This is a genomic window from Moraxella atlantae NBRC 14588 (assembly GCF_001591265.1).
Classification (GTDB): Bacteria; Pseudomonadota; Gammaproteobacteria; order Pseudomonadales; family Moraxellaceae; genus Faucicola; species Faucicola atlantae.
Genome location: NZ_BCUL01000005.1, coordinates 59,968 through 84,515, shown reverse-complemented (window position 1 = coordinate 84,515; position 24,548 = coordinate 59,968). Strand labels below are relative to the sequence as shown.

Annotated in this window: 19 protein-coding genes; 7 read left to right on the top strand and 12 right to left on the bottom strand. The window is 49.9% G+C overall.

What is annotated here, in order from left to right:
- Window positions 1-51: 51 nt before the first annotated feature.
- The 3 genes from MA2_RS04660 to glyA all read left to right on the top strand — a co-directional run bounded on the left by MA2_RS04660 (window position 52) and on the right by glyA (window position 3,550).
- On the top strand, window positions 52-1,230 hold the full coding sequence (locus MA2_RS04660; protein WP_067057244.1) for a GNAT family N-acetyltransferase: 1,179 nt from the start codon (window positions 52-54) through the stop codon (window positions 1,228-1,230).
- Complete coding sequence (locus MA2_RS04655; protein WP_067057241.1) at window positions 1,231-1,746, top strand: chorismate--pyruvate lyase family protein; 516 nt, start codon at window positions 1,231-1,233, stop codon at window positions 1,744-1,746.
- A 535-nt stretch (window positions 1,747-2,281) separates the two neighbouring features.
- A complete protein-coding gene (glyA, locus tag MA2_RS04650; RefSeq protein WP_067057239.1) occupies window positions 2,282-3,550 on the top strand; it encodes a serine hydroxymethyltransferase in 1,269 nt (422 codons plus the stop codon).
- Window positions 3,551-3,666: 116 nt separating this feature from the next.
- Here glyA and MA2_RS04645 read toward each other — a convergent pair whose 3' ends face one another.
- From MA2_RS04645 to MA2_RS04630, 4 genes are all read right to left on the bottom strand, one after another.
- A complete protein-coding gene (locus tag MA2_RS04645) occupies window positions 3,667-4,107 on the bottom strand; it encodes a roadblock/LC7 domain-containing protein (protein ID WP_067057236.1) in 441 nt (146 codons plus the stop codon).
- Between the two features lie 56 nt (window positions 4,108-4,163).
- Window positions 4,164-4,697 carry a GTP-binding protein gene (locus MA2_RS04640; protein ID WP_067057231.1) on the bottom strand — a complete coding sequence of 178 codons (534 nt, stop codon included), beginning with the start codon at window positions 4,695-4,697 and terminating at the stop codon, window positions 4,164-4,166.
- A 164-nt stretch (window positions 4,698-4,861) separates the two neighbouring features.
- On the bottom strand, window positions 4,862-6,265 hold the full coding sequence (locus MA2_RS04635) for a hypothetical protein (protein WP_143821781.1): 1,404 nt from the start codon (window positions 6,263-6,265) through the stop codon (window positions 4,862-4,864).
- Between the two features lie 243 nt (window positions 6,266-6,508).
- Window positions 6,509-7,207 carry a DUF4230 domain-containing protein gene (locus tag MA2_RS04630; RefSeq protein WP_079351955.1) on the bottom strand — a complete coding sequence of 233 codons (699 nt, stop codon included), beginning with the start codon at window positions 7,205-7,207 and terminating at the stop codon, window positions 6,509-6,511.
- 352 nt (window positions 7,208-7,559) lie between these two features.
- Here MA2_RS04630 and MA2_RS04625 point away from each other — a divergent pair, with 352 nt between their 5' ends.
- Window positions 7,560-9,332 (top strand): proline--tRNA ligase, encoded by a 1,773-nt coding sequence (locus tag MA2_RS04625; protein ID WP_067057225.1) that lies wholly within the window; start codon window positions 7,560-7,562, stop codon window positions 9,330-9,332.
- A 213-nt stretch (window positions 9,333-9,545) separates the two neighbouring features.
- Entirely contained in the window at window positions 9,546-11,741 is a 2,196-nt protein-coding gene (locus MA2_RS04620; RefSeq protein WP_067057222.1) for a carboxy terminal-processing peptidase, read from the top strand.
- A gap of 307 nt (window positions 11,742-12,048) precedes the next feature.
- Here the strand turns inward: MA2_RS04620 and MA2_RS04615 are convergent, their stop codons facing one another.
- Entirely contained in the window at window positions 12,049-12,537 is a 489-nt protein-coding gene (locus MA2_RS04615) for an FKBP-type peptidyl-prolyl cis-trans isomerase (protein ID WP_067057219.1), read from the bottom strand.
- A 224-nt stretch (window positions 12,538-12,761) separates the two neighbouring features.
- The gene (locus MA2_RS04610) at window positions 12,762-13,859 is read right to left on the bottom strand and encodes an AI-2E family transporter (RefSeq protein WP_245945349.1); all 1,098 of its coding nucleotides are present in this window, start codon (window positions 13,857-13,859) and stop codon (window positions 12,762-12,764) included.
- A 330-nt stretch (window positions 13,860-14,189) separates the two neighbouring features.
- Here MA2_RS04610 and MA2_RS04600 point away from each other — a divergent pair, with 330 nt between their 5' ends.
- On the top strand, window positions 14,190-15,770 hold the full coding sequence (locus MA2_RS04600; protein WP_067057213.1) for a peptide chain release factor 3: 1,581 nt from the start codon (window positions 14,190-14,192) through the stop codon (window positions 15,768-15,770).
- Window positions 15,771-15,865: 95 nt separating this feature from the next.
- Here the strand turns inward: MA2_RS04600 and MA2_RS04595 are convergent, their stop codons facing one another.
- The 3 genes from MA2_RS04595 to MA2_RS04585 all read right to left on the bottom strand — a co-directional run bounded on the left by MA2_RS04595 (window position 15,866) and on the right by MA2_RS04585 (window position 19,724).
- Window positions 15,866-16,441 (bottom strand): TerD family protein, encoded by a 576-nt coding sequence (locus MA2_RS04595; protein ID WP_067057209.1) that lies wholly within the window; start codon window positions 16,439-16,441, stop codon window positions 15,866-15,868.
- A gap of 134 nt (window positions 16,442-16,575) precedes the next feature.
- Window positions 16,576-17,790: a TerD family protein gene (locus MA2_RS04590; protein ID WP_067057207.1), complete on the bottom strand. Its 1,215-nt coding sequence runs from the start codon at window positions 17,788-17,790 to the stop codon at window positions 16,576-16,578.
- Window positions 17,791-17,951: 161 nt separating this feature from the next.
- Window positions 17,952-19,724, bottom strand: a complete 1,773-nt coding sequence (locus tag MA2_RS04585; protein WP_067057204.1) for a SulP family inorganic anion transporter — start codon at window positions 19,722-19,724, stop codon at window positions 17,952-17,954.
- Window positions 19,725-19,912: 188 nt separating this feature from the next.
- Here MA2_RS04585 and MA2_RS04580 point away from each other — a divergent pair, with 188 nt between their 5' ends.
- Entirely contained in the window at window positions 19,913-20,413 is a 501-nt protein-coding gene (locus MA2_RS04580) for a pyridoxamine 5'-phosphate oxidase family protein (RefSeq protein WP_067057400.1), read from the top strand.
- Between the two features lie 74 nt (window positions 20,414-20,487).
- Here the strand turns inward: MA2_RS04580 and MA2_RS04575 are convergent, their stop codons facing one another.
- The 3 genes from MA2_RS04575 to thrS form a co-directional block, all read right to left on the bottom strand.
- Complete coding sequence (locus MA2_RS04575; RefSeq protein ID WP_067057201.1) at window positions 20,488-21,744, bottom strand: BaiN/RdsA family NAD(P)/FAD-dependent oxidoreductase; 1,257 nt, start codon at window positions 21,742-21,744, stop codon at window positions 20,488-20,490.
- Window positions 21,745-21,921: 177 nt separating this feature from the next.
- The gene (gene infC / locus MA2_RS04570; RefSeq protein ID WP_172459207.1) at window positions 21,922-22,419 is read right to left on the bottom strand and encodes a translation initiation factor IF-3; all 498 of its coding nucleotides are present in this window, start codon (window positions 22,417-22,419) and stop codon (window positions 21,922-21,924) included.
- A 29-nt stretch (window positions 22,420-22,448) separates the two neighbouring features.
- Window positions 22,449-24,383 carry a threonine--tRNA ligase gene (gene thrS, locus MA2_RS04565; protein WP_067057195.1) on the bottom strand — a complete coding sequence of 645 codons (1,935 nt, stop codon included), beginning with the start codon at window positions 24,381-24,383 and terminating at the stop codon, window positions 22,449-22,451.
- Window positions 24,384-24,548: the final 165 nt, after the last annotated feature.

Genomic DNA, 24,548 nt, shown 5'->3' with positions numbered 1-24,548 from the left:
TTTAATACAGGTAAAAATAAGCAGTAAAAAATACGGGCAATACGAACGACCATGTGGAATGTTGAATTTTATACCGATTTTAGTTGGCAGCATAAAGCCGTGTGGCAAACGCCTGACACGCCATTTATGCAGTTGGCGTTTTGGCAAGCCATGACCGATAGCGGCGCGATTGGAGCAGAGGCAGGTTGGTTGCCGCTGTATGCTGCGGCATCGCGTGCAGGACAACTGGTTGCGGTGATGCCAGTGTTTATCAAAGATCATCACCAAGGGGAATACGTGTTTGACCATGCGTGGGCAGAGGCGTATCTGCGCTATGGTGCAGAATATTATCCGCGATTGGTAACCAGTGTACCCTACACGCCTGTGACAGGGCAGCGCGTTTGGCTGGCAAGCGGTGAGGTATTAGATGTAGCCTTGTGGCAAGTATTGAGCCAAGCGATCGCCCATTTGGCAGAGCAGGTATCCGCGTCAAGTTGGCATGGCTTGTTTGTGCCTGCAACCATGCGGCAGGTGACAAAAGAGGCTGATAGCGATGTCATCACGCGGCTGGGCTGTCAGTTTATGTGGCATAACCTTGATGGCGATGGGCAGCCGTTTGCCGATTTTGCAGGATTTTTGGCGACACTGACCGCCAAACGCCGCAAAACAATTCGTGTTGAGCGCGACAAAGTTGCCAAGCAGAATCTGGTATGTCGGCGTAAATTGGGCGCAGATATCACGGCAGCGGATTGGCAAGCGTTTTATCAGTGCTATGCTATGACGTATTTGGTGCGCGGTCGCCAGCCGTATTTGACGTTGGATTTTTTTCAGCAAATTGCCGAGAGCCAAGCTGCGCATTTAATGCTGGCACAAGCCTTGGATGCTTCGGGCGACATCGTGGCAAGCAGTCTGTTTTGGTATGATGCACACACGCTGTATGGGCGTTATTGGGGCAGCCTTGCTGATTATGACAGTCTGCATTTTGAGCTGTGTTATTATCAAGGTATTGAATTTGCCATCGCGCAGGGTTTGACGCGCTTTGATCCTGGCACGCAAGGTGAGCACAAGCTGATACGTGGCTTTGCGCCAACGCTGACGCACTCGTTGCACCATGTTTACGACGCGCGTTTTGCCACGCCGATTCGGCAGTTTTGTGCACAAGAGGCGCAAGCGGTGCAGGCGTATTATGCTGACGCGCTGACTGCCTTGCCATTTAACGCCGATTATCTGGCAAAACGAGGATTGGGCTAAATGTGGCAAGCAGACCCACAAGATCGGCGTTGTCGGCAGCAAGCAGGTGTATTGGCAGATTGGTTGGCGGCCGATGGTTCTTTGACCGCGCGGTTAGAGGCGTTGTCGGGCAATCGATTGTTGGTGCTACCAACGTTTGAGGGGCGGATAACGCTTAACGTGGCAGACAAACGCGCTCTTGGCTTGCCACCACGTGCACAATCAGCGTGGCTGCGTGAAGCGACGCTGATGGGGCAAGTGGGCGATGACGGTACGGCGCAAGCATGGGTGGCAGCGCGATCAGTGTTTCCGTTTGCCAGTTTAACCAAAGACGCGCGTAAGCTGATGCGGCTTGGTGGTACGCCGATAGGCTATGTGATGTTTGGGCGCGGCGGTGCGGTGTTGGCAAAACGCTGGCTGACGCACACGCCACAAGGCTGGCAGCGCAGCAGCGTGTATGACTGGCAAGGGCGGCGCGTGCTGATTGGCGAAACTTTTTTGCCAGCGTTTGCAGATTTTTTGGCGGCAAATGCTTAGCTGTTTGGATGGTTTTTTGACTTCACCCAATTGATGGATAAAATTCGCCCAATCAGCCGATTTATGCTAGGCGTCAATCGGTGATTCATGCTAAACTTTGAGGCGGATTTTTTTTAATTGATGTGCGCTGAGCCAGCCTCAAGGGTGGGTGTGGTCAGCAATGATTTATCATTCGTTGCCGTAAACCTGCGACTTCAGGCGGTGGATATAAGGCAATTGTTAAATGCGATGAGTTTTGCTATACTCATCTCACTATATTCAATGTCTTACATTCCACAGTTAAGTTAAGACTAAATTGCGAGTACGCAGTAACTTAACTGGTAAGACGTTTCCAAACACACACTTAAGCTAATTCGTGTCTATGACAATCCTAACGGTAGGATTAGCTTAAAATAAGAACCTAAGATGTACGGTGTGTCGTACGGGCGGTTGCCATTGTCTTAGGTTTGCGGTGGGGCTTCACCGTCTTGCAGAAGGAATCCCCTCACTTTAGGGAGGGGAGGAAGTCAATAGCTATTGTCAAAAGGGTGCTACCATGTTTAAGGCTATCACGATTCACGAGTTTGACCCTGAGCTTGCTGCGGCGATGGACGCAGAAGCCAAGCGTCAAGAAGATCACATCGAGCTGATTGCGTCAGAAAACTACTGCTCACCAGCGGTCATGGAAGCGCAAGGCAGCCAGCTAACCAACAAATATGCCGAAGGCTATCCTGGCAAACGCTATTATGGCGGCTGTGAACACGTCGATGTCGTTGAGCAGTTGGCGATTGACCGTGCCAAAGAATTGTTTGGCGCAGACTACGCCAACGTGCAGCCACACGCAGGCAGCCAAGCCAACAGCGCGGTATTTTTGGCGCTATTGCAAGCAGGTGATACTGTAATGGGCATGAGCCTTGCTGATGGTGGACACTTGACCCATGGCGCGCATGTCAATTTTTCTGGCATCAATTATAACGCGGTGCAATACGGCATCGACAAAACCACAGGTCAAATTGACTATGACGAAGTGGCACGCCTTGCGCAAGAACACAAGCCCAAAATGATTATCGCAGGTTTCTCAGCCTACAGCCAAGTGGTTGATTGGCAAAAATTCCGTGAAATTGCCGATAGTGTGGGCGCATACCTGATGGTGGATATGGCGCACGTTGCAGGTTTGGTTGCGGCAGGCGTGTACCCAAGCCCCGTGCAAATCGCCGATGTCACCACCACCACCACCCACAAAACCTTGCGTGGTCCACGCTCAGGCTTGATTTTGGCGAAAGCCAACCCTGAGATTGAGAAAAAACTTAACTCTGCTGTCTTCCCTGGTAACCAAGGCGGCCCGTTGATGCACGCCATTGCCGCCAAGGCGATTTGTTTTAAAGAAGCGTTGTCTGATGATTTTAAAACGTATCAACGCCAAGTGGTTGCCAATGCCAAAGCGATGGCAGAAGTCATCAATCAACGCGGTTATGACATCGTGTCTGGCGGTACCGAAAACCATTTGATGCTCATCAGCCTAATCAAACAAGGGATCACAGGCAAAGAAGCTGACAAATGGCTGGGTGATGCCTACATCACCGTCAACAAAAACGCGGTGCCCAATGACCCTAAATCACCGTTTGTGACCTCAGGCATTCGTATCGGTACCCCTGCGGTGACCACACGCGGATTTGGTGAAAATGAAGTGCGTGATTTGGCAAACTGGATTTGTGATGTGTTAGACAGCCGTGGCGATGAAGCGACCATCCATGCGGTGCGCGAAAAAGTCAAAGCAGTCTGCGCCAAATTCCCTGTTTATGAATACGCCAGTGGCGTGAACTAAAATGATAGCGCGCAAGCAAAAACCGCTGTTGATGGGCAGCGGTTTTTTTGTATGCAATAAAAAACCGCCTTTGTTGTGGCGGTTTGCTGTTGTGCCTCAAACTGGCATAAAAAAACTTAAGCTTTGGTGTTGTATTGTGCGTCTAATTCAACCAACTGTTTGACAGTTTTGTTGAGTCCGTGCATCAGCTGACCGAGCAAAACTTGCTGTTTGGTCAGCAAAATTACAATCATTGGTTGGTTGGCATTGGGTACCGCGCTAATCATAATTTTGCCATTTTCAGCATCCAAAATCACCGAGCGACAGCCGATTAGGTGTGCTTCGGTGACCAAGGCTTGCACCAGTGCCAAAATTGAGCTACCGACAGCAGATAATTTACCACCGTCATAGTTTTGTTGGAACAGTGAAACTACCTCAAAACCGTCGGTAGATGCCAACAATACACCGTCTAAACCATTGGTGCTGACCAACAAATCTTGTAACGCATCTTTGGCCAAAGACAAAAAACGCTCGTTGGGTTTGACGCGGTTTTCCATGTTAAAAATATTATCGCTCATACGCTAGTTTCCATCAATTTTTTAAATTCAAATAATACGATTGCGACTTGGCAAGTCTATGCCATTTCAGATAGCTCAAGCGATGCAATGATGGTATCAACCAGCAACAAGACATCTTCACGCTTACGCATATCGACAGGAAAGATAGGTAGATTTTTTTGGTGCTCTGCCAACCAGTCGCGGTAAATGGCAAAATCGCGCTCTGGCGCTTTATCCACTTGGCTGACACCTACCACAATGCGCCCATGATAAATCTTGCTAAAGGTATCTAAATAATTTGCCAAATCGGCAACTGGATCGGCGGCTGAATGATCAATCAGCAAGATAATACCTAACGCGCCTTGCGATAGGATTGGCCAAATAAAGTTGAACCGCTCTTGTCCTGGTGTGCCGTATAGCCCGATGCTCGCACCGCCTTCTAGGGTCAGCTCGCCGTAGTCCATACCAACGGTTGTCAAGGCTTTGGCATTGGTTTGTAGATCGGTATTTTTGGCTTCGGTTGAGACGACGGGGATGTCTGATAGGCTGGCAATCGCCTGTGTTTTGCCTGCGCCCATCGGTCCGCTAAATACGATTTTAAGGCGTTGCATGAGGGTTTCCTAATCAAAAGCGGCGCAGCCAAGCAACTTATACGCCGTGAAAGATGATAAAAGCTTGCGTTATGATACACCAAATCTAAGCAAAAACGTAAAGATTTGTTGCCAAATTTCGCGAGAATTAATGTTGCGTGACAGAACTTTATCCCAACAATCGGTTATAGACCAAGTTTGCGCCGTAAACGTGACAAAAAGCCGCCCATATTGCCTTTGGGCAGATCCGCCCCAGTACTGCTAGCAGTCTGCACGTCTGACTGATTGGTAAGACTTGATTGACTCACCGTCGGGGTGGGTGATGTGATTGGCGCAGCAGCGGCTGATGTTGGGCTTGATGGTTGGGTGGCAACGGTTGGGGGTGCGGCTACATGGATGGCTTGCGCGGAAGGTTCAGCAGAAGCAAGCGTATGATTTGCTAGTGCTTGATAGACATGATCCTGCAGCACACCTGCAGCGAGCAGACCTGCCCATGTACTGCATGCGGTAGCAACATCTATGTTGGCAAACTGTGCGGCTTGGGTGGGGCTGAGGGCTTGCCGCTCCCAAATCGCCTGTAGCAATAGGCGGTCATGGCGTTGGTTATCGGCTTGCGGCTTGACCCAACTGCTAAGCGTGCTGGTGGGTAGGCTGTCTATCACAGGGGCAAGCAGTTCGGCATGGGTTGACGCCTGCTGCCACAGCCATTGCACCATGTCGTGTGCGTACGGTTTGGCTTCATTGGGTAAGGTGACGATGGTGGCTAGCTGCCAATCGCTATTCACAGTGAACGCCAAATGATCAGGTGTGATATAAATTTTTTGATGTTTGGGTGAAAAATACACCATCGCTTGCCCATCAAGGTTTTGAATAACCCAAATTTTATCTTGCGCTTTGCGGCGGTCATGTAACTGACAGATCAGCTGAATAAAGGCGCGCCGCTGACTGGCGTCGGCTGTTACATGCGCCACAGAGGGGTACGTGGATGCAGGGCTGCTGGCGTTTGTGCTAGCGGTTACACTGGGTGCCGGGCTGATGGGCTGCGCGCTAGCACTGGCGGCACCAGCGCGGCTTTGTAAAACCTCATCCAACGTGCGTGGCTGAGCGGCTTTGCCAGTAGGCTGCGTGGTGGCTTGTGTGGTGGTCTGTGCGGTACTGCTAGACAGTGGCACGCTGTTGGCTGAGCTTACTGTGGGCTGATTTTTTGGTACGGCTTGTGGATTGCCGCCAAGGCTTGCAATGTGCGCGTACAGCCAGCCGCTTAATTCATTGACTTCTTTGAGCGGCAGCACTAAGGTATCGCCTGCAATGCTGCCTTGTCCATTGGCAGCCCGATCGACATACAGCGCGGCAGTGTCGGTTTTGCTGTGTAACAATTTCACCACGCTATCGGCATGGCGAAATTCATTGTTGATCACAAACAAATCAATATTGGGAGAATTTGCCGACACCCATTCTAAATCCGCTTCAAGGCGCAGAATCACGCGCAAATAGCCTTTGAGCATGACTTGGTCTGCCGAGCGGATGCCGACCAGTGCAATGCGCAATACCTTTTTGATCGATGAATCATCAGCGGCATTCATGGGCATAGTCGTCTCTCCATTTTTGGCAATTTTTGGTGGTCAATGAAAATTTGTGGTCGATCAAGTGAGCAACAGCAACAAGCAAAAAATAGCAAACGCAAGATGATAAATCCTAGCAAGATTGTAGCAATTTTCTAATCAATCAGCCAATCATTGCGCCTGCTAAACACTGCCGTTTGTCGCTAATTTTTGTTCAAATTTTGTCAAACTTGTTGAACACATTGAGGTTTTTGCTAAGTTCGCCAACAATTAGCTGGCGCAGGCTTTGGGTGGCACGGTATTAACAATCACATTTAAATCAGCTAAAGCAAACAGCGATTGCACTTGTTTTTGCGCGTTGTCTGTCGCCAGTTTTAAGATATCGGCGCGGCATGCCGACGACAATACTTGACGCTTGCCAACAGTCTGCGCTTGGGCAAACAGCTGTGGGTCAGCACTAAACATATTAAATAGCCCTGTGTTGATGTCATACACCTCGATGTTGTCAAGATACGTTTCAAGCACCTGCGCAGGCGGCAAAGTGATGGTGACGTTTCGGGTTTCAGGCTCAACTTGCACGTTGGTCGGGGTCAATTGGCTTAAATCAATACCTGCTTGTACGCGTCCATGTGCAACAAACAACGCCTTTTGATGGTCTTGCCACAGCGCATACCAGTTGCCTTCTTTTTGACTGGTGATGACGGTATCAACGTTGTAGACCACGGTTTGTAAGCGGTTGAGCGTTTGAATTTTGCTAATGACTCCCTCGCGGCTGATGGTTTCCACTGGAGCAGGTTGTGAATGACGCCAATACAATGCCAAGCCACCCAGCAAAGACAAAGCGATCAGCGTCAAGAGCAATAAAGATAACCATCGCCCAAACGTTGAGGCAGGCTTGACACGAACCACAGGTGTGGCAGGCTCTGTGGTGGGGCGTGGATCAGTTGGCGGCGTTGAAGTAGGTTGCATACAGTCTCCGTATGGCGTGAGTTTTTTAAAGATGCAGGCAAAATAAAATCAAGGCAAAACCAATAAAGCAAAAAGATTAAGCAAAATTATAAATGTTAGTAAGTATCAGATACAGTAACGACAAGGCGTGTAAAGCAAAATTTAGCGATATTTTACACAACCGCAACCGATCGCCCGACTTACTCACACACAAGGCAGTAAAAACTGCTACAATACGCGGCAAATCATCGTGCGATGGCATATGGCTAGGTTTGATAATTTTTTAAGCGTCCAAACCTGAGCCACTGCCTGCAGTTTTTGATGATCAACAATCAATTTTTACTTGTTATTTGTTAAATATTCAAGGTGACCCATGCGCGCCAGCCAATTTACCTTTGCTACCCTCAAAGAAATCCCTAGCGATGCCGATATCGTATCAAGCCAGCTGATGATTCGTGCAGGCTTGATTCGCAAATTGGCATCGGGGCTGTACACATGGCTGCCGATGGGCTTGCGCACGCTCAAAAAAGTGCAAACCATCATCCGTGAAGAAATGGACGCAGCAGGCGCGCAAGAGCTATTGATGCCTGTCACCCAGCCTGCCGAGCTGTGGCAAGAATCGGGACGGTTTGGCGCGTATGGCCCAGAATTGCTGCGTTTTCAAGACCGCCACCAGCGCGATTTTGTTTTAGGCCCTACCCATGAGGAAGTCATCACGGATATCGCGCGCGCCTTGCTCAAAAGCTACAAACAGCTACCTGTGAATTATTACCAAATCCAAACCAAATTCCGCGATGAAATCCGCCCACGTTTTGGCGTGATGCGCTCGCGTGAATTTATCATGAAAGATGCGTATTCGTTTCATGTCAATCCCGATTCGTTGCAACAAACCTATGATGTGATGTATCGCGCATATAGCAATATTTTTACGCGCTTGGGGCTGGATTTTCGCGCTGTACAAGCCGATACTGGCGCGATCGGCGGTTCTGCGTCCCATGAATTTCAAGTACTGGCAAGTAGCGGTGAAGATGATATCGTCTTTTCAGACACGTCGGATTTTGCCGCCAATATTGAGCTTGCCGAAGCCGTGACCGTGGATGCCGATCAACGCGCTTTGGATCGTATTGAATTCGGTCAAGGCACGCAAAGCAAGCAAGACGTTGCCACCCCCGATATGCCGACCTGTGAGCAAGTGGCCGCCCACCTCGATATTCCGCTAAGCCAAACTGTCAAAACCTTGATTGTAGAAGGTGAGCCTACTGAGGACGGCGTGCCAACGTTGGTTGCGTTGGTGCTACGCGGTGATCACACGCTAAATGAGGTCAAAGCCGAAAAATTGCCACAAGTCAAACTACCTTTGACCATGGCAAGCGAAGCGGCAATGGCAGCAGCAGGACTACACAAAGGCTATATCGGCGTGTTTGACTTGCCCATGCCTGTCATCGTAGATCGCAGCGCGGCGGTGCTATCAGACTTTGTCAGCGGTGCCAATCGGGCAGGATTTCATGCCACAGGCGTAAACTGGCAACGCGATGCCGAGGTTGCCGCTGTAGCAGATATTCGTAACGTCGTTGAGGGCGATCCATCCCCCGACGGGCAAGGCACGTTGCGCATCCGCCGCGGTATCGAGGTTGGGCATATTTTCCAACTTGGTGACAAATACAGCCGCGCGCTGAATGTCACCGTCACTGGCGAAGACGGCAAGCCGGTTACGCCGTTGATGGGCTGTTATGGCATTGGCGTGACGCGCATTGTGGCAGCAGCGATTGAACAAAACCACGATGAACGCGGTATTATTTGGAATATCAGCACAACAGGTGAGAGTATTGCGCCATTTGACGTGGTGATCGTGCCGATGATCAAGGGCAAATTCAAAGACGCAGCACAAGACTCTGCCATGAAGCTGGGCGAACAGCTGTATGCAACCCTACAAGCGCGTGGCGCGGATGTGCTACTTGATGATCGCGACGAGCGCGCAGGCGTGAAGTTTGCTGACTTAGAATTGGTCGGTATTCCGCATCGTGTGGTTATTTCTGACAAAAATATTCACGATGACCCTGCACAAACCCTGTACGAGTACGTCAATCGCCGTGATGGTGAAAAACAGCTGCTCACACTGACGCAATTGTTAGAAAAATTGGTATAAATTTAGCTTAAAATAAATTTAAAATATATCGTTTAAATCTCAGCAACAATTTACGGAATTTGTTTACAGCTTTCTTATAGTCAATCGGCGGCTGGCATGGCACAATGTCAAGCTAGACTGACTGACGATTGGGCGCGATGTCCAAACGTTTTTTCCATAAATTGCGCACTATTTTAACCCAAGTTTAGTTATCCATTGGGTGACGGATTTTTCATGCACTACAAACAACTGACCGCAAGCCTGCTGACACTGATTTTAGGCGGCAGTGTCTTGTTGCAAAGCTACCACAGCGCGACCGCCGCGCAAGACCCCCAAAGCGTCAGCGCACAAGCACCCACCAGCGAGCAGCGTCAAGTCACGCGCGATATTGCCGCACGCTTAGACCGCAGCCACTATTTGGACAAACATCTGACTACCGCCACAGGAAAGGAGATTTTAACCAATTATTATGAGGCGCTTGACCCCAACCACAGCCTGTTTTTACAAACCGATATTGATGAATTTAACCAAAAATATGGCAATCAGTTTGCCGATATGCTCAAGCGTGGCGACCTCAACGCCGCGTTTGAAATTTATGACCGCTATCTAAAACGCGCCAATCAATACTATGATTATGCGCAAAAATTCTTGCAAACGCCGGTCAATCTTAAGCGCACTGACAGCGTGGTGATTGACCGCGAAAAATTGCCGTATTTTGCCGATGCCGATGCCCAGCGCACGTTTTGGCAGCAGCAGCTGACCTATCAGCTGATTGGGCTGACGCTCAGCCAAGAAGAAGAAAAAGCCAAAGACCAGTTTTTTACCGCCAACGCAGGGCAATATGATGCCGCTGATTTGGTAAAAAATGAAACACGCACACCCAGCCAAATTCTTGCCAATCGTGTCAAACGCCAACAAGGGCAAATGGCGCGGCGCAATACCGACCAGCGTGTGGAGTCGCTACTTAATGCCGCCATGGCGGCGTATGATCCACACAGCAGCTACTTTGCACCCACACAAGCCACCGAAATACAAATTCAAAACAGCCTTGAGTTGGTCGGTATTGGCGTGTCGATTCAGCCGGATCGCAAAAATCCCGATTACACGCGCATCATGAGTTTGGTTGATGGTGGACCTGCTGCACGTTCTGGGCAAATTAAACCGAATGATTTAATCATCGGCGTTGCCTCAGAAGGCACCAACATGGTCGATACCGTGGGTTGGTCTACCCGTGAAATTGTCAATCTGATTCGCGGTAAAAAAGGCTCAACCGTGACCATTCGCGTCAAGTCACAAAACGCACCCGATAGCGCGGCGCGTAACGTAAGCTTGGTGCGCGATGTCATCAAACAAGACGACACGGGCGTGACCCAACGTGTGGTAACGGTGAATGATAAAAACGGTACGCCCAAACGCATTGGGGTGCTTGAGATTCCAAGTTTTTATTTAAATTACAAAGCACGTCGCGCAGGCGAGAGCTACCGCAGCGTAGGCGTGGATACCGAAAACGCGCTCAATGCCCTCAACGCACAGAACATCGACGGACTGGTGGTGGATTTACGCGACAATCCAGGCGGTTCACTCGATGAAGTCTCCAAGATGATTGGTATGTTTATCAAATCTGGCCCTACGGTGCAGATTCGCGACAACCGCGGCAACGTGCAAGTTTATGAAGATGAAGACGGTGGCAGCCAAGTATACGCCGGTCCTATGGTGGTGCTGATTAATGGCGGCTCAGCGTCGGCAAGTGAGATTTTTGCCGCAGCGATGCAAGACTATGGGCGCGCACTGGTGATTGGTAGCACAACGACAGGTAAAGGCTCGGCACAAATTCAGCTCGATAACTTGCCGCTTGGCTCGGCAACCTTGACCCAGCGCAAGTTTTATCGCGTCACAGGCGGCAGTACGCAAAATAAAGGCGTGGTGCCTGATGTGTCACTGGTTAATATCTACGAAGGGCTAGATTTTGGCGAGCGTTACATGAAAAATCCACTTAAATGGGATACCATCCGCGCCGTACCATTTATGCCTGCAGGCAACTACAGCAGCGATACGGTGCAAGCCTTGGCACAAGCATCAAAACAACGCCAAGCGCGTGACCCACAATTTGTGTATCTAGCAAAACTCAACGCCATTCGCAATGAAGAAGATGACAAAAAACCTGTTAAGCTCAACATTGATGATCGCCGCGCGTACCGCTTGCACCTTGAGCAAGAAACCTTAGCCGCAGAAAACCAACGTCGCGTCGCAACAGGGCAAACACCTTACCGCGATTGGGCAGCCTACCAAGCCGCGCAAGATGCCGAGCTTGAAGCGCGTAGCCGTATGAAGCAAGCCGAGCGACCCAAGTTGCCTGAGAGTGAAGCGTTTATCCAAGAAGCAGCGCGTGTGATGCTTGATAGTTTGACACAACCCAAGACAAGCCATTAATATTGTAAGCCATAGCGTACAAACATTGACGCTGTGGCGGCTATCCAAGCTGCGTGTGTTTTGTCATAATGCATTTAACGGCAGCAGTCACCAGAACCAAATGGCTCAAATGGCTGAACTCAAGGATTGAGATAGGGATAATATGCCGCCAAAGGAATGCTTGTCAGGATGACAAGGCAAGGAAGATCGCATAAGGACACAATGGGCAGGATGCTCACAAGTTGTTAAAGCGGTAAAGAGTAACAAAAAAACCCATCGCACGATGGGTTTTTTATTGTCATGGGCTTATAGTGCCGTGGCTTGACGATCAGTGATGATGACCGCCTACACCGTGCGCGTGACCATGCGCCAACTCTTCTTCGCTGGCATCGCGAATATCAACCACTTCAACGTCAAAATGCAAGTTTTTGCCTGCCAGTGGGTGATTGGCATCAACGATAACGACATCGGGCTGTACGTCGCGCACAGTGACCAAAATGATGTCGCCATCTTCAGTTTCTGATTGAAATTGCATGCCAGGTTCGATGTCGTCCACGCCTTCAAAATTGGCACGTGGTACTTCTTGCACCGCTGCGTCATCGTATTCACCATACGCATCAGCAGGGGCGACGCTTGCGGTGAATTTGTCACCCACATTTTTGCCCAATAGCTGATTTTCAAGACCAGGGATGATGTTTTGGTGACCGTGCAAGTAAGTCAATGGTTGCTCAGAGCTTGATTGGTCGATGATGTTACCGTCGTCATCTTTTAGGGTGTAATGAAATTGCACTACGCTGTTATTGCCAATTTGTGCCATAATCTTATCCTTAAATCTATAAATAACAATACAATATTAAAATCCGCGTATAGCTTGCGTCATTTTAATCCAATCACTTCAACAAACCCTTGCCTACGCCAAAACGTTAGTAGAATTATAGCGTGAGTAAGGTTTGATTGTGGCTATTTCACCACAAAGCTGTGTAACAATATAGCGTAACAGTATAGCGCGATTGTGTTTTATGCCTCAAACACTATGAACCATCACAACCAACCACGGTGTAAAAGCACGCGCTTGATTTGGGCATAAATGACAGGCGCGGCAACCAAACCTGCAATACCAAACGTTGCCTCAAACAGCAGCATCATAATGAGCAATTCCCACGCCGCGGCATGGATGCGATGCCCGATGATTTGCGCGTTTAAAAAATACTCAAGCTTATGAATACTGACCAACCACGCTAGCGAGGCCAGGCTGACGCCCAAACCATGCGTGAGGCTCAGCAGCACAATAATGACATTGGACACCAAATTGCCAACCACAGGAATCAACCCACAGGCAAAGGTAATCAGCACCACCGTCCATGCCATCGGCAGCGGATGCCCGACCAATGGCAAAATACCCAACAGATAAACCGCCGTGAGGAAGGTGTTAATCGTGGAGATTTTGACCTGAGCAAAAAACACATCGCCAAACACTTGTGTCAGCTCATCAAACTGACCGCGCGCATAACTGACAATGGGTGGCAAAGGCGCGCGCGGATGCGGCGTGATTTGTACCGCCATCATCGAGCCGATGATCATGCCGATCAGCACATAGCCCAAACCGCGTAAGGTATGAATGCCTGCCAGTTGCAGCTGCGGCGCGTAGGTTTTGACCATTGCCAACAGCTGTGTTTGCAGCATACTCACCGAGCTTGGCACGTGACGCGCGACATCATCGGGCAGCATGCGGTGCAACTGGTCAAGCACCAGCGTGATTTGCTCAACCAATTTGCCAAATACATCGACGCTCATTTTTTCTGCCACCCAATCGCCTGTTAAAATCACCAGTACGACCGTAACCAGTAACCAACCTGACAGCGCCAACCATTCGGCAAGCTGATGGGTTTGAAAACCGCGCCAATTTGGGCGCAGATACGCCATTTGTTTGCGTAGCCAGTTGGCGATGCTACGCGTCAAAGCATACGCAATCAGTGCAGAAAACAGCACCAACGTCAGATGCAGCAGCAGCACAGGTAGCCACATCACCACCACACCGCCAATGGCAAGCAAAAAGGTTTTGATGTCGGGTATGGGCTTGCTTGCGAGTCTGGTGGGTACAGGTGCGCTGGGTGTATCGGTGGGAGTAAAATCAGACATCAGATGTAACAAACTAAGCAGGATATTTTTAAGCAGACAAGTAAAGTTAATAAAAATATTGTAGAGTAAGCGATTTTTGAATGCTACTGAAGTTTGGTGGCATTTTGTCACGTTGTCTTAGCACGCTGTTGCTGGTTGAATTTTTTAGGTATTTTAAACAATAATCAAAACAATTATGTAAGCTAAAATTATGTAAGCTAAAATAAAGCAAGCCAAAATAAAACCCAAGAACATGAAAATCGCCAAATTTGGCAAAATCGGCTACAATAGCGGTTTTGATTTGCCGCGTGTTGGCACGTTTATCCATTGATATTAGCCGAGAAGCCGCCCATGAGTTTAGCCAGCGAAGTCGCCAAACGGCGCACGTTTGCCATCATCAGCCACCCCGATGCGGGTAAAACCACCATGACCGAAAAGCTTTTGCTGTGGGGGCGTGCCATTCAGACCGCAGGCGAGGTCAAAAGCCGCAAAACCGACAAACACGCCACCTCGGATTGGATGAGCATGGAGCAAGAGCGCGGTATCTCGATCACCACTTCAGTCATGCAATTTCCGTATGCCGAGCACATGATTAACCTGCTTGATACCCCTGGGCACGCGGACTTTAGTGAGGACACTTATCGCACCTTGACCGCTGTCGACAGTGCACTGATGGTCATTGATGGCGCAAAAGGCGTCGAGGAGCGTACCATCAAGCTAATGGAAGTCTGCCGTATGCGCGACACGCCGATTATCTCATTTGTCAATAAACTTGACCGTGAAATCCGCGACCCATTGGCATTGCTTGATGAAATCGAGGACGTGCTCAAAATCCGCTGCGTGCCTTTGACGTGGCCGATTGGCATGGGGCAGGATTTTGTCGGTGTATATCATTTGGGCGAGGATAAAACCTATATCTACCAAAAAGGCTTTGGCACACAACTGATTGAAATTGAACAGCGCGACGGCTACGACTATCCCGATATACGCCAAAAAATTGGTGACATCGCGTTTCGTGAGTTTGAAGAAAGCCTTGAGCTTGCTCAAATGGCGTATGAGGACTGGGACAGCGCGGCGTTTTTACGCGGTGAGCAAACACCTGTGTTGTTTGGCACGGCATTGGGTAATTTTGGTGTAAACATGGTGCTTGATACGTTGGTCGCGCACGCGCCTGCGCCCAAAGACCACGCCACTACCCAGCGTATCGTGCATGCTGATGAAGAAAAATTCTCAGGTTTTGTGTTTAAAATTCAAGCCAACATGGATCCCAAACACCGCGACCGCATTGCCTTTATGCGCGTGTGTTCGGGCAAGTACGAAAAAGGCATGAAAATGAACCATGTACGTATTGGCAAAGACGTACGCATTGCCGATGCTCTGACGTTTTTGGCAGGTGACCGCGAGGCATTGGAGGAGGCTTATGCAGGCGACATCATCGGGCTGCACAATCATGGCACGATACAGATTGGCGATAGCTTTACCGAAGGTGAGGTATTAAACTTCACGGGCATTCCGCATTTTGCGCCTGAGCTATTTCGCCGCGTGATCTTAAAAGATCCGCTCAAATCCAAACAGCTACAAAAAGGCTTGCAACAACTATCTGAGGAAGGCGCGACCCAAGTGTTTATGCCACAAATCAACAATGATTTAATTTTAGGCGCGGTTGGCGTGCTGCAATTTGAAGTCGTTGCCCATCGCCTTGCCGAAGAATACAAGGTGCAATGCACGTTTGAGCCTGTATCCATTGCCACCGTACGCTGGGTGCATTGTGACGATACCAATGAGTTTAACAAGTTTAAGAAAAAAGCCCACGATCAGTTATCGGTAGATGGTGGCGGCTACTTGACCTACCTTGCGCCAAGCCGCGTCAATCTGCAACTGATGCAAGAGCGTTATCCTGACATCATCTTTTCGGCAACACGCGAGCATTGATAACACAGCGCACAAAAACGGCTTTGGTCAAGCAACCAAAGCCGTTTTGTTATGCGCTTAAAAAAGCTAGGTTAAAAAGCCAAACGCAAAACTGCTTAAATCTGAATACCGTACTGCGTACACATCGCTGCCAAGCCGCCAGCGTAGCCTTGCCCCACAGCGCGGAATTTCCACTCGCCATTATAGCGATATACCTCACCAAAGACCATCGCGGTTTCAACCGAATAATCTTCTGCCAAATCAAAGCGTACCACCTCTGCGCCTGTGTCTTCATTGACCAGACGAATAAAGGCGTTTTGTACTTGTCCAAAGTTTTGGTTGCGAACTTGCGCGTCATGAATGGTCACGGTGATGGCGATTTTGTCCACATCGGCAGGCACTTGGGTGAGGTTTACCTTGATGACCTCGTCATCGCCTTCGCCTACACCGCTGCGGTTATCGCCTGTGTGCTCGACCGCGCCCTCAGGTGAGCGCAACTGGTTGTAAAAAATAAAGTCGTGGTCACCGCGTACCTTGCCATTTGTGCCCAACAAAAATGCGCTAGCGTCCAAATCAAACTCTGCACCTGAGGTCACGCGCTCATCCCAGCCCAAGCCAATCAACAAGCGGCTTAATGACGGGTCAGTTTTTGACAATGATAAGTTACCGCCTTTATTTAATGAAATTGCCATGTTTGGATCCTTATTAAAATTAACGTTTTAGTTTTTGAAATTTAAAAACAGCTCATTAGCAAGCTGCATAAATTTACTTTACCACAGTCTTTGCTCCATTAAAGCAGGTTTTTGTAACTTGTTATTTTTACACCTTATTTGCGCCCACGCGTCCAGTTAAAGTTCCAACCAAACTGCTGATCCATGGATTTATGCCCATCAAAATATTGATTGACACGCTCAACTTGGATGCTGCCGTTTTGGTTGATCAACCGGGCGATCGCGCACATACCTAGGTGATTGGTGCCTTCAGTCAAATGGGTTTCAATCAGCGGTTGGTCGGGAATGTGCAAGGTCGCCACGCCATCGGTCTGCGCCCAGTTGGGCACACCTTCGTAGATAAAGGCATAAATCAGCACCTCGCGGATTTGCTGCCAATAACGCCCGTTGATATCAAGCCACTCGCCGCTGGCAGATGCGCCCGTGCGGTCATCGGCGCGCAAACGTACAAATGGCGCGGCGTCGAGGTTGCCAAACGTGTCACCCAAGGCTTGAATAACGTATTTGTTACCATTTTGTAAGGCGACAAACGCGCCCAAATCCAAATCGATACCGCCCGATGACCTACCAAACAGCTGGCTGAGCGTGCCACGGCTGGGCATCGCGGCGCGTTGGTTCCAGTTGAGGTTGATGGCGATATCACCAAAGTTATCGCGCTTACTGAGGTTGATGCTGGCTTGCTGTTTGGTTAAGGTCACCTTGCTAAGATTCAGCGTGCTTTTGGGTGCAGGTGGTGGGGTGGGGGTTGTAGAGGTTGTGGGGGCAGGCGATGTTTGGCTAAGCGTTTGTGGCGTGGGCGCAGGTGGTGGTGTGTCGTCGGCAATTTCCACGCCATAATATTCCGACAATGGCTTGAGCCCACCATCAAAACCTTGCGCGACAAAGCGCAATTTCCATGCCCACTGCCGACGGTACAATTCTGCCAAAATCAGTGCTTTTTCGCTGCGCCCTGTGGTGGTGACGCGGCATTGTGCTAGCGGTGTGCTGCCATCAAAGACAGTCAATTCAATATCGCCCAATGCCGACAGCGCGCGGTCACTAGAAAATGCCAAAGCGATTTTGTCAATTGCAGCTGGTTGGCTGGGCAAATCCACGTCAAACGCACAATCGGTTTCATGCCCCGTGTAGCGCACGCGTCCGTCATCACTTTGGGTTTGCCCATAAAAAATCATATCGCCATCGCCACGCACCTTGCCATTTGCCGCCAGTCGATACGCCGCGCAATCAATCGGTGATTGGCTGACCACACGCAGGCGTAAATTTGTTGTCGGTACCGTGGTGTTTGCACCTGCTACTAAAACTTGGCTCATGATATAATCCTTATATATGCTTTTGATAAATCTTAGCAAAAATTTTTAGCAAGTTTTTGGCGGTTTGTCTGTGGCAAAATGGTAGCATATGGTGATGTCGCTGTGGTAGCTGTTTGGGAAGCACCTGTTGATTAAAAAGCACCTGTTTAAAACGCTGTGGTTTAGCGCAGCGTTTGATCCCCCAGCGCGCTGTCTAACGCGACCAAGGTATCCACCGCCTGTTGGGTGCTCAAAAACACCTGCCCTGACAAATTTTGGATCACAGGCGTGTTGGCAATCACGTCCATGACAGGGCCTTTGACTTCAGAAAAATTGAGCGAAATATTGCGCGCAAGCAACGCTTGCCCCAGCTCAACTAGCATCTCTTGGGCGGTCAAATCAATGTGATTGACTGCCGATAGCATCAGCACGACATGACGGCAAGCAGGATGCGCGTGCACCACCGTTTGGATAAATTGGCGCACCGATTCAGCATTGCCATAAAATAAGCTTTCATCAATGCGAATCACCAATACATCGGCGTGCTGGGCGACGTGATGACGCTCGATGTTGCGAAAATGCCCCGTATCTCCAACCTGCCCAACAATCGCCATGTGTGGATGGCTAGATTGCCAAATCAGCCCCGCAAACGACACCAAAATACCGATCACCAACCCGATATTTAGCCCAAACAACAGCACACCAACCAATGCCACCGCAAACGCCAACGCATCCAAGCGATCACGCTGCCGTGCTTGCCAAAACGTTGCCAAATCCACCATGCTGATAATGGACACCATGATCGTCGCGCCAAGCACTGCATACGGCAACGGTGCAAGATAGGGCGCAAGCCACACCAACGCCAACACCATCACCGCTACCGACAATACACTGGCAAGCGGTGATTGTGCGCCTGCATCGACATTCACCGCCGTGCGCGAAAACCCACCAACCACCGTAAAGCTTTGCGTCACGCTGCCTGCAATATTTGCCAGCCCCAGTCCCAACAACTCGCGGTTTGCGTCATACGGCTCATGGCGCACGCGCGCAAAATTGCCTGCCACCGCATCACTTGACACAAAACCAATCAACGCCATCAACGCCGCCGCAGGCAACAGCGCAATCAGCTGCCCAAGCGGCAAACCTGTCAGCGGTAGCAAAATATGCGGTAAGCCTTGCGGAATATGCGCCACCGTCGCCACGCCGTGCGCAGCCAAATGCCCCAGCGCACTGACCAAAATCGCCAACACCATCACCACCAATGGCAGCACACGCGTCACAATCGACAGCGTTTTATCCGACACTTGACCCCCAAACCAGCGCGTCAAATAATAGCGATTGACAACTAACACCCCAAACGTCACCGCACCGACCAGCAGCGTCGGCACGTGCAGTGCGCCAAGATGGATAAAAAAACTCTCACCCATCGCCAACAGCGTATTGCCCGTGGTATGAATCCCCGTGACAAACTTAATTTGCCCCAAAAAAATCAACAACGCCGCGCCGCTGATAAACCCTGCCGTCACCCCACGGCTGATAAACTGAGTAATCCAACCTAGCCGAAACACATGCGCAAGCGTCAATAGCCCACCTGTCAGCAGCGCAAGCCAACTTGCCAATCGTGCATAATCCGCAGGTGGCAGAGCGCCGTATGGCTGCAACGCCTGCGCCGTCATAATTGCCGTAATCGCCACTGGCCCCACCGCATTGACCGCGCTTGCCCCAACCCACGCATACACCAACACAGGCACCACCGCGCTATACAGCCCATACACAGGCGGTAGCCCTGCCAACATGGCATAGCCCAAACTTTGCGGAATTACCACCACACCTACCACCAGCCCTGCCAACACATCTTGCGCCAACATTGACTTGCGATAATCACGCACCCACGCAGGCACACCCAAGACATTGTGCCCAGCATTTTTGGATGGCCGAAAAAATCCACCGTACATGTAGACCCTCGCAAAATACTTGACTGCTATAGCACCCAAACAGTCAATGAGAATTATTTACAAAATTCGACTGGTAAAAATTTGCCACTATTTTATATTAAAGCACATGCGCTAAATGAATGACGCTATCGTTCATTGAGCCCCGATTGATATTCCACCCCAAAATTTTAGGCAAAAAGGAAGCCACCATGACCCAAACACCACAACAACATTTTGACGCGGTTGCCAGCATCATGCAAGACGTTAAGTTTGCCATGCTAACCACCATCACCGCCGAAGGGCATCTACACGCCTGTCCGATGACCACCAACCACATCAACTTACCTGCCCGTGAGATTTGGTTTATCGGCGATAAAACCACCGAGACCGTCAAAGACATTCAAAACAACGCGCAAGTGAACCTCAGCTACACCAGTAAAGACCACAAAGATTATGTGTCTATCAATGGTCATGCTGAGTTGGTCGATGACGCGGACAAACTCGATGAACTATGGTCGCCTATGTACAGCGCGTTTTTTGAACATGGCAAAGAAGATGTCAACGTGCAGTTGATCAAAGTCGTGCCCAATGGCGCAGAGTACTGGCTGAGCGGCAGTGACGTGGTGAATTTTTTTAAAATGACCGCCGCTGCCGTAACAGGCGGTAAAATCGCTGACAGTTTGGGCGAGAACAGCGCGTTTAGCTTTTAATTTGCGCCACCCAAATTGACAAAAAAACCGCTGGCAAATCGTCAGCGGTTTTTTTTAATCAAAATACGGCAAGCTTAAACCACTTGCCCAGCGACAAAGCCTGATGACCACGCCCATTGAAAATTATAACCCCCGAGCCAGCCTGTCACATCAAGCACTTCACCGATAAAATACAAATTTGGTTGCAGCTGGCTTTGCATAGTTTTAGACGCAATGCGATCGGTTGCCACACCACCGCGTGTGACTTCTGCCGTGCGATAACCTTCTGTGCCTGAGGGCAAAATTTGCCAACCGTTGAGCGTATCGCCAAGTGTCATCAAGCGCTGGTCTTTGATATCCCCCAAGCGCGTATCGGCGATATCCGCCCACAGCAAGTTTTGCAACGTCGCCAACAGCTTTTTGGGCAAAGCAGGGCGGATGGCATCGGGCAACACATTGCGTAGCAAAGCCGTGGGTTGGCGTTGCTTGCGCGTCAGTAGCCAGTCGGTGGCATCAAGCTGCGGCAATAAATCAAGCGTGATCGGCTCACCAAGTTGCCAGTAATTGGACAGCTGCAACATAGCAGGCCCAGACAAACCGCGATGGGTAAACAGCATGGCCAAATCAAACGCCGCGTGGGCATTGCTTGCTGTCACCTGCACACCAGTACCTGCCAAACTGGCAAACGCCGCACCCAACTGGTCGGTAAAAGTAAACGGCACCAAGCCTGCTGATGTCGGCACGATGTCATGCCCAAACTGCGTTGCCACTTGATAGCCAAAGCCTGTCGCCCCCATCGTCGGTATCGACAAACCACCCGTGGCAATCACCAACGATTGGCAATGCAAGGTTTGCGGCGTTGGGTTCACTCGGTAGGTGGCGGTTGTGGTGCGTTTATCGGCAACAGGCGCGACGCTGATGGCAAAGCTGTCATCAGCATTGGTTTGAATGTCTTGAACCTCACGGCGCAGCGCGATGGTCACACCATGGGCGTGGCATATATCCAATAAAAGCTGCAATATATCCTGCGCGCTATTTACACAAAACAGCTGCCCGTGGTCACGCTCATGATACGCCACGCCATACGCCTCAACCAAAGCAATAAAGTCCCATTGTGTGTACTGCGCCAAGGCGGATTTACAAAAGTGCGGATTTTGGCTCAAATAATTGTTGGCATCAATCGACAGATTGGTAAAATTACAGCGTCCACCACCGCTCATCAGGATTTTTTTGCCTGCCTTATTGGCATGGTCAAGCACCAACACACGCCGCCCACGTTGGGCAGCGGTCAGCGCGCACATCAGCCCCGACGCGCCTGCCCCAATGATGATCACGTCATAATCTGTCGTCATGGCTGCTGATTTTCCTGTTGCTCGTGGTGGTGGTTGTGTGCATAGGTCAAACCCACTGTGACCAACTCAAAAACAACAGCGTCAATGATCGCATTGACGCTGTTAAAGTTAATATGCTAAGCCTTTACGCTGGCAGTATCTGGCAGTATATATATTGCAGATCTACCAGCCAAGCCATTATTTTTTGCGTGTTGGGCCTAGTAGCATACCGATTTGGCGACCTTCTAGCTTAGGTGGCTGCTCAACGTTTGCCACCCCTTCGGTATCGGTGATGATGCGCTCAAGCTGTTGCAGACCAATCTGTTGGTGCGCCATCTCACGCCCACGAAAGCGAATGGTGACTTTAACCTTGTCTTGGTCTTCCAAAAACTCAACGATTTTACGCAGCTTGACCTGATAGTCGGCTTCTTCAGTACCAGGGCGCAGCTTGATTTCTTTAAGCTGAGTTTGCTTTTGGTTCTTTTTGGCTTCCTTGGCTTTTTGTTTTTGGTCGTACAGGTGCTTTTTGTAGTCCATGATCTTGACCACAGGGGGCTCGGCATCGGGGACAATCTCGACCAAATCTAGCTCAGCCTCACGCGCGGCTTGTAGGGCAGTGCGGATATCGACCACGCCCATCTGCTCGCCATCGGCTTTGACCAGCCGCACCTCTTTGGCGCGAATCTCTTCGTTAATTTCTAAACGATTTGAACTCTTAATGACACTTACTCCTGTGTGGGTTGGGTAGGTAGCCGCCCTTTTTGGGCGACAGCTTGTTGTACTAAGTCAATAAACGCATCCACACTCATGGTGCCAAGGTTTGCGCCCTCGCGTGTGCGAACATTGACTTGGTTGCTCTCAATTTCTTTATCGCCGAGCACCAGCATATAAGGGATACGCTCAAGGGTGCGCTCACGGATTTTAAAGCCGATTTTTTCGTTACGTAAATCGGTGATAACGCGTAAGCCTGCGCGCTTGAGCTGATCGGCAATCGCTTGGCATGCTTCGGCTTGTTTGTCGGTGATGTTCATCACCACCACTTGATGTGGTGACAACCATGCTGGCATCCAACCTGCATAATGCTCGATCAACATACCGATGAAACGCTCAAATGAGCCCAAAATCGCGCGGTGCAGCATCACGGGCACATCACGCTCGCCTTGTTCGTTGATATATTCGGCGTCTAAGCGTGAAGGTAGATTAAAATCTAACTGTAGTGTGCCGCATTGCCACACGCGACCCAAACAGTCTTTGAGGCTAAACTCGATTTTAGGGCCATAAAACGCGCCTTCACCAGGTTGTAGCTCCCAATCAAGCCCTGCATGATCCAATGCATCGGCAAGGTCTTTTTCTGCCAAATCCCACAGCGCGTCGTCACCAACGCGTTTTTCGGGGCGTGTTGAGAGCTTCATTTGCACATCGGTGAAGCCAAAATCTTCATACACTTTTAAGGTTAAGGCAATAAAATCTGCCGCTTCTTGTTTGATTTGGGCATGGGTACAAAAGATGTGTGCGTCATCTTGCACAAAACCGCGCACGCGCATGATACCGTGCAATGAACCTGATGGCTCGTTGCGATGGCACGAACCAAACTCCGCTAGGCGCAACGGCAAGTCACGATATGATTTTAAACCTTGGTTAAACACTTGCACATGACAAGGGCAGTTCATCGGCTTGATGGCATAGTCACGGCTTTCGCTTGCGGTGGTGAACATGTTATCGGCATAGTTTGCCCAATGCCCTGATTTTTCCCACAGGCTGCGATCCACGATTTGTGGGGTTTTGATTTCCAAATAGCCGTTGTCACGCTGCACTTGGCGCATGTACTGCTCAAGCACTTGGTAAATCGTCCAGCCTTTGGGATGCCAAAATACCATACCAGGGGCTTGTTCTTGCAAGTGGAACAAATCCAACGCTTTACCGATTTTGCGGTGGTCGCGTTTTTCGGCTTCTTCGATGCGCTGAATATAGGCGGCAAGCTGTTTTTTATCTGCCCATGCTGTGCCATAAATGCGCTGTAGCTGTTCGTTTTTGGCATCACCGCGCCAGTACGCGCCGCTCATTTTGGTGAGTTTAAACGCTTTTAAAAAGCGTGTATTTGGCACGTGTGGTCCGCGGCACATATCGATATATTCTTGATGGTAATACAAGCCCATGGCTTTTTCATCGGGCATGTCATCAATCAAGCGCAATTTATACGTCTCACCGCGGTCTTGAAAAACCTTAATGACCTCATCACGTGGGGTCATTTTTTTGATGACATCGTAATCTTGGTTGATCAGCTCAACCATGCGCTGCTCAATCGCCGCCATATCTTCGGGGGTAAAGGGGCGTTCGCTGTAAATGTCGTAATAAAAACCGTCCTCGATGACAGGACCGATGACCATTTTGACATCAGGATACAGCTGCTTGACCGCATGCCCAAGCAAATGCGCGGTAGAGTGGCGAATAATCTCGACACCCTCGGGGTCTTTAGGCGTGATGATCTGCACATCGGCGTCTTCGGTGATCGGGTCGCTGGCATCCACCAGTTTGCCGTTCACGCGCCCTGCCACAGTGGCTTTGGCAAGCCCTGCGCCAATGCTTTCGGCAACCTGCATGACGGTGGTTGCGCCGTCAAATTGTTTGATATCGCCACTGGGTAAGCGAATTGCGACCATAGCCCTTCCTTAATTCGTTGCGCGTCTTGCTTGGTATTACGAACGATCATGCGCGCTTAAATGGGGTAGTATAGCAGATTTTTCTAGGCTTTCACAATTGCGCGCTGGCGTTAAGCGGGCAAATTTGTGTGATTTTTTGGCTAAAACGATAGTCGTTGTGGCGTT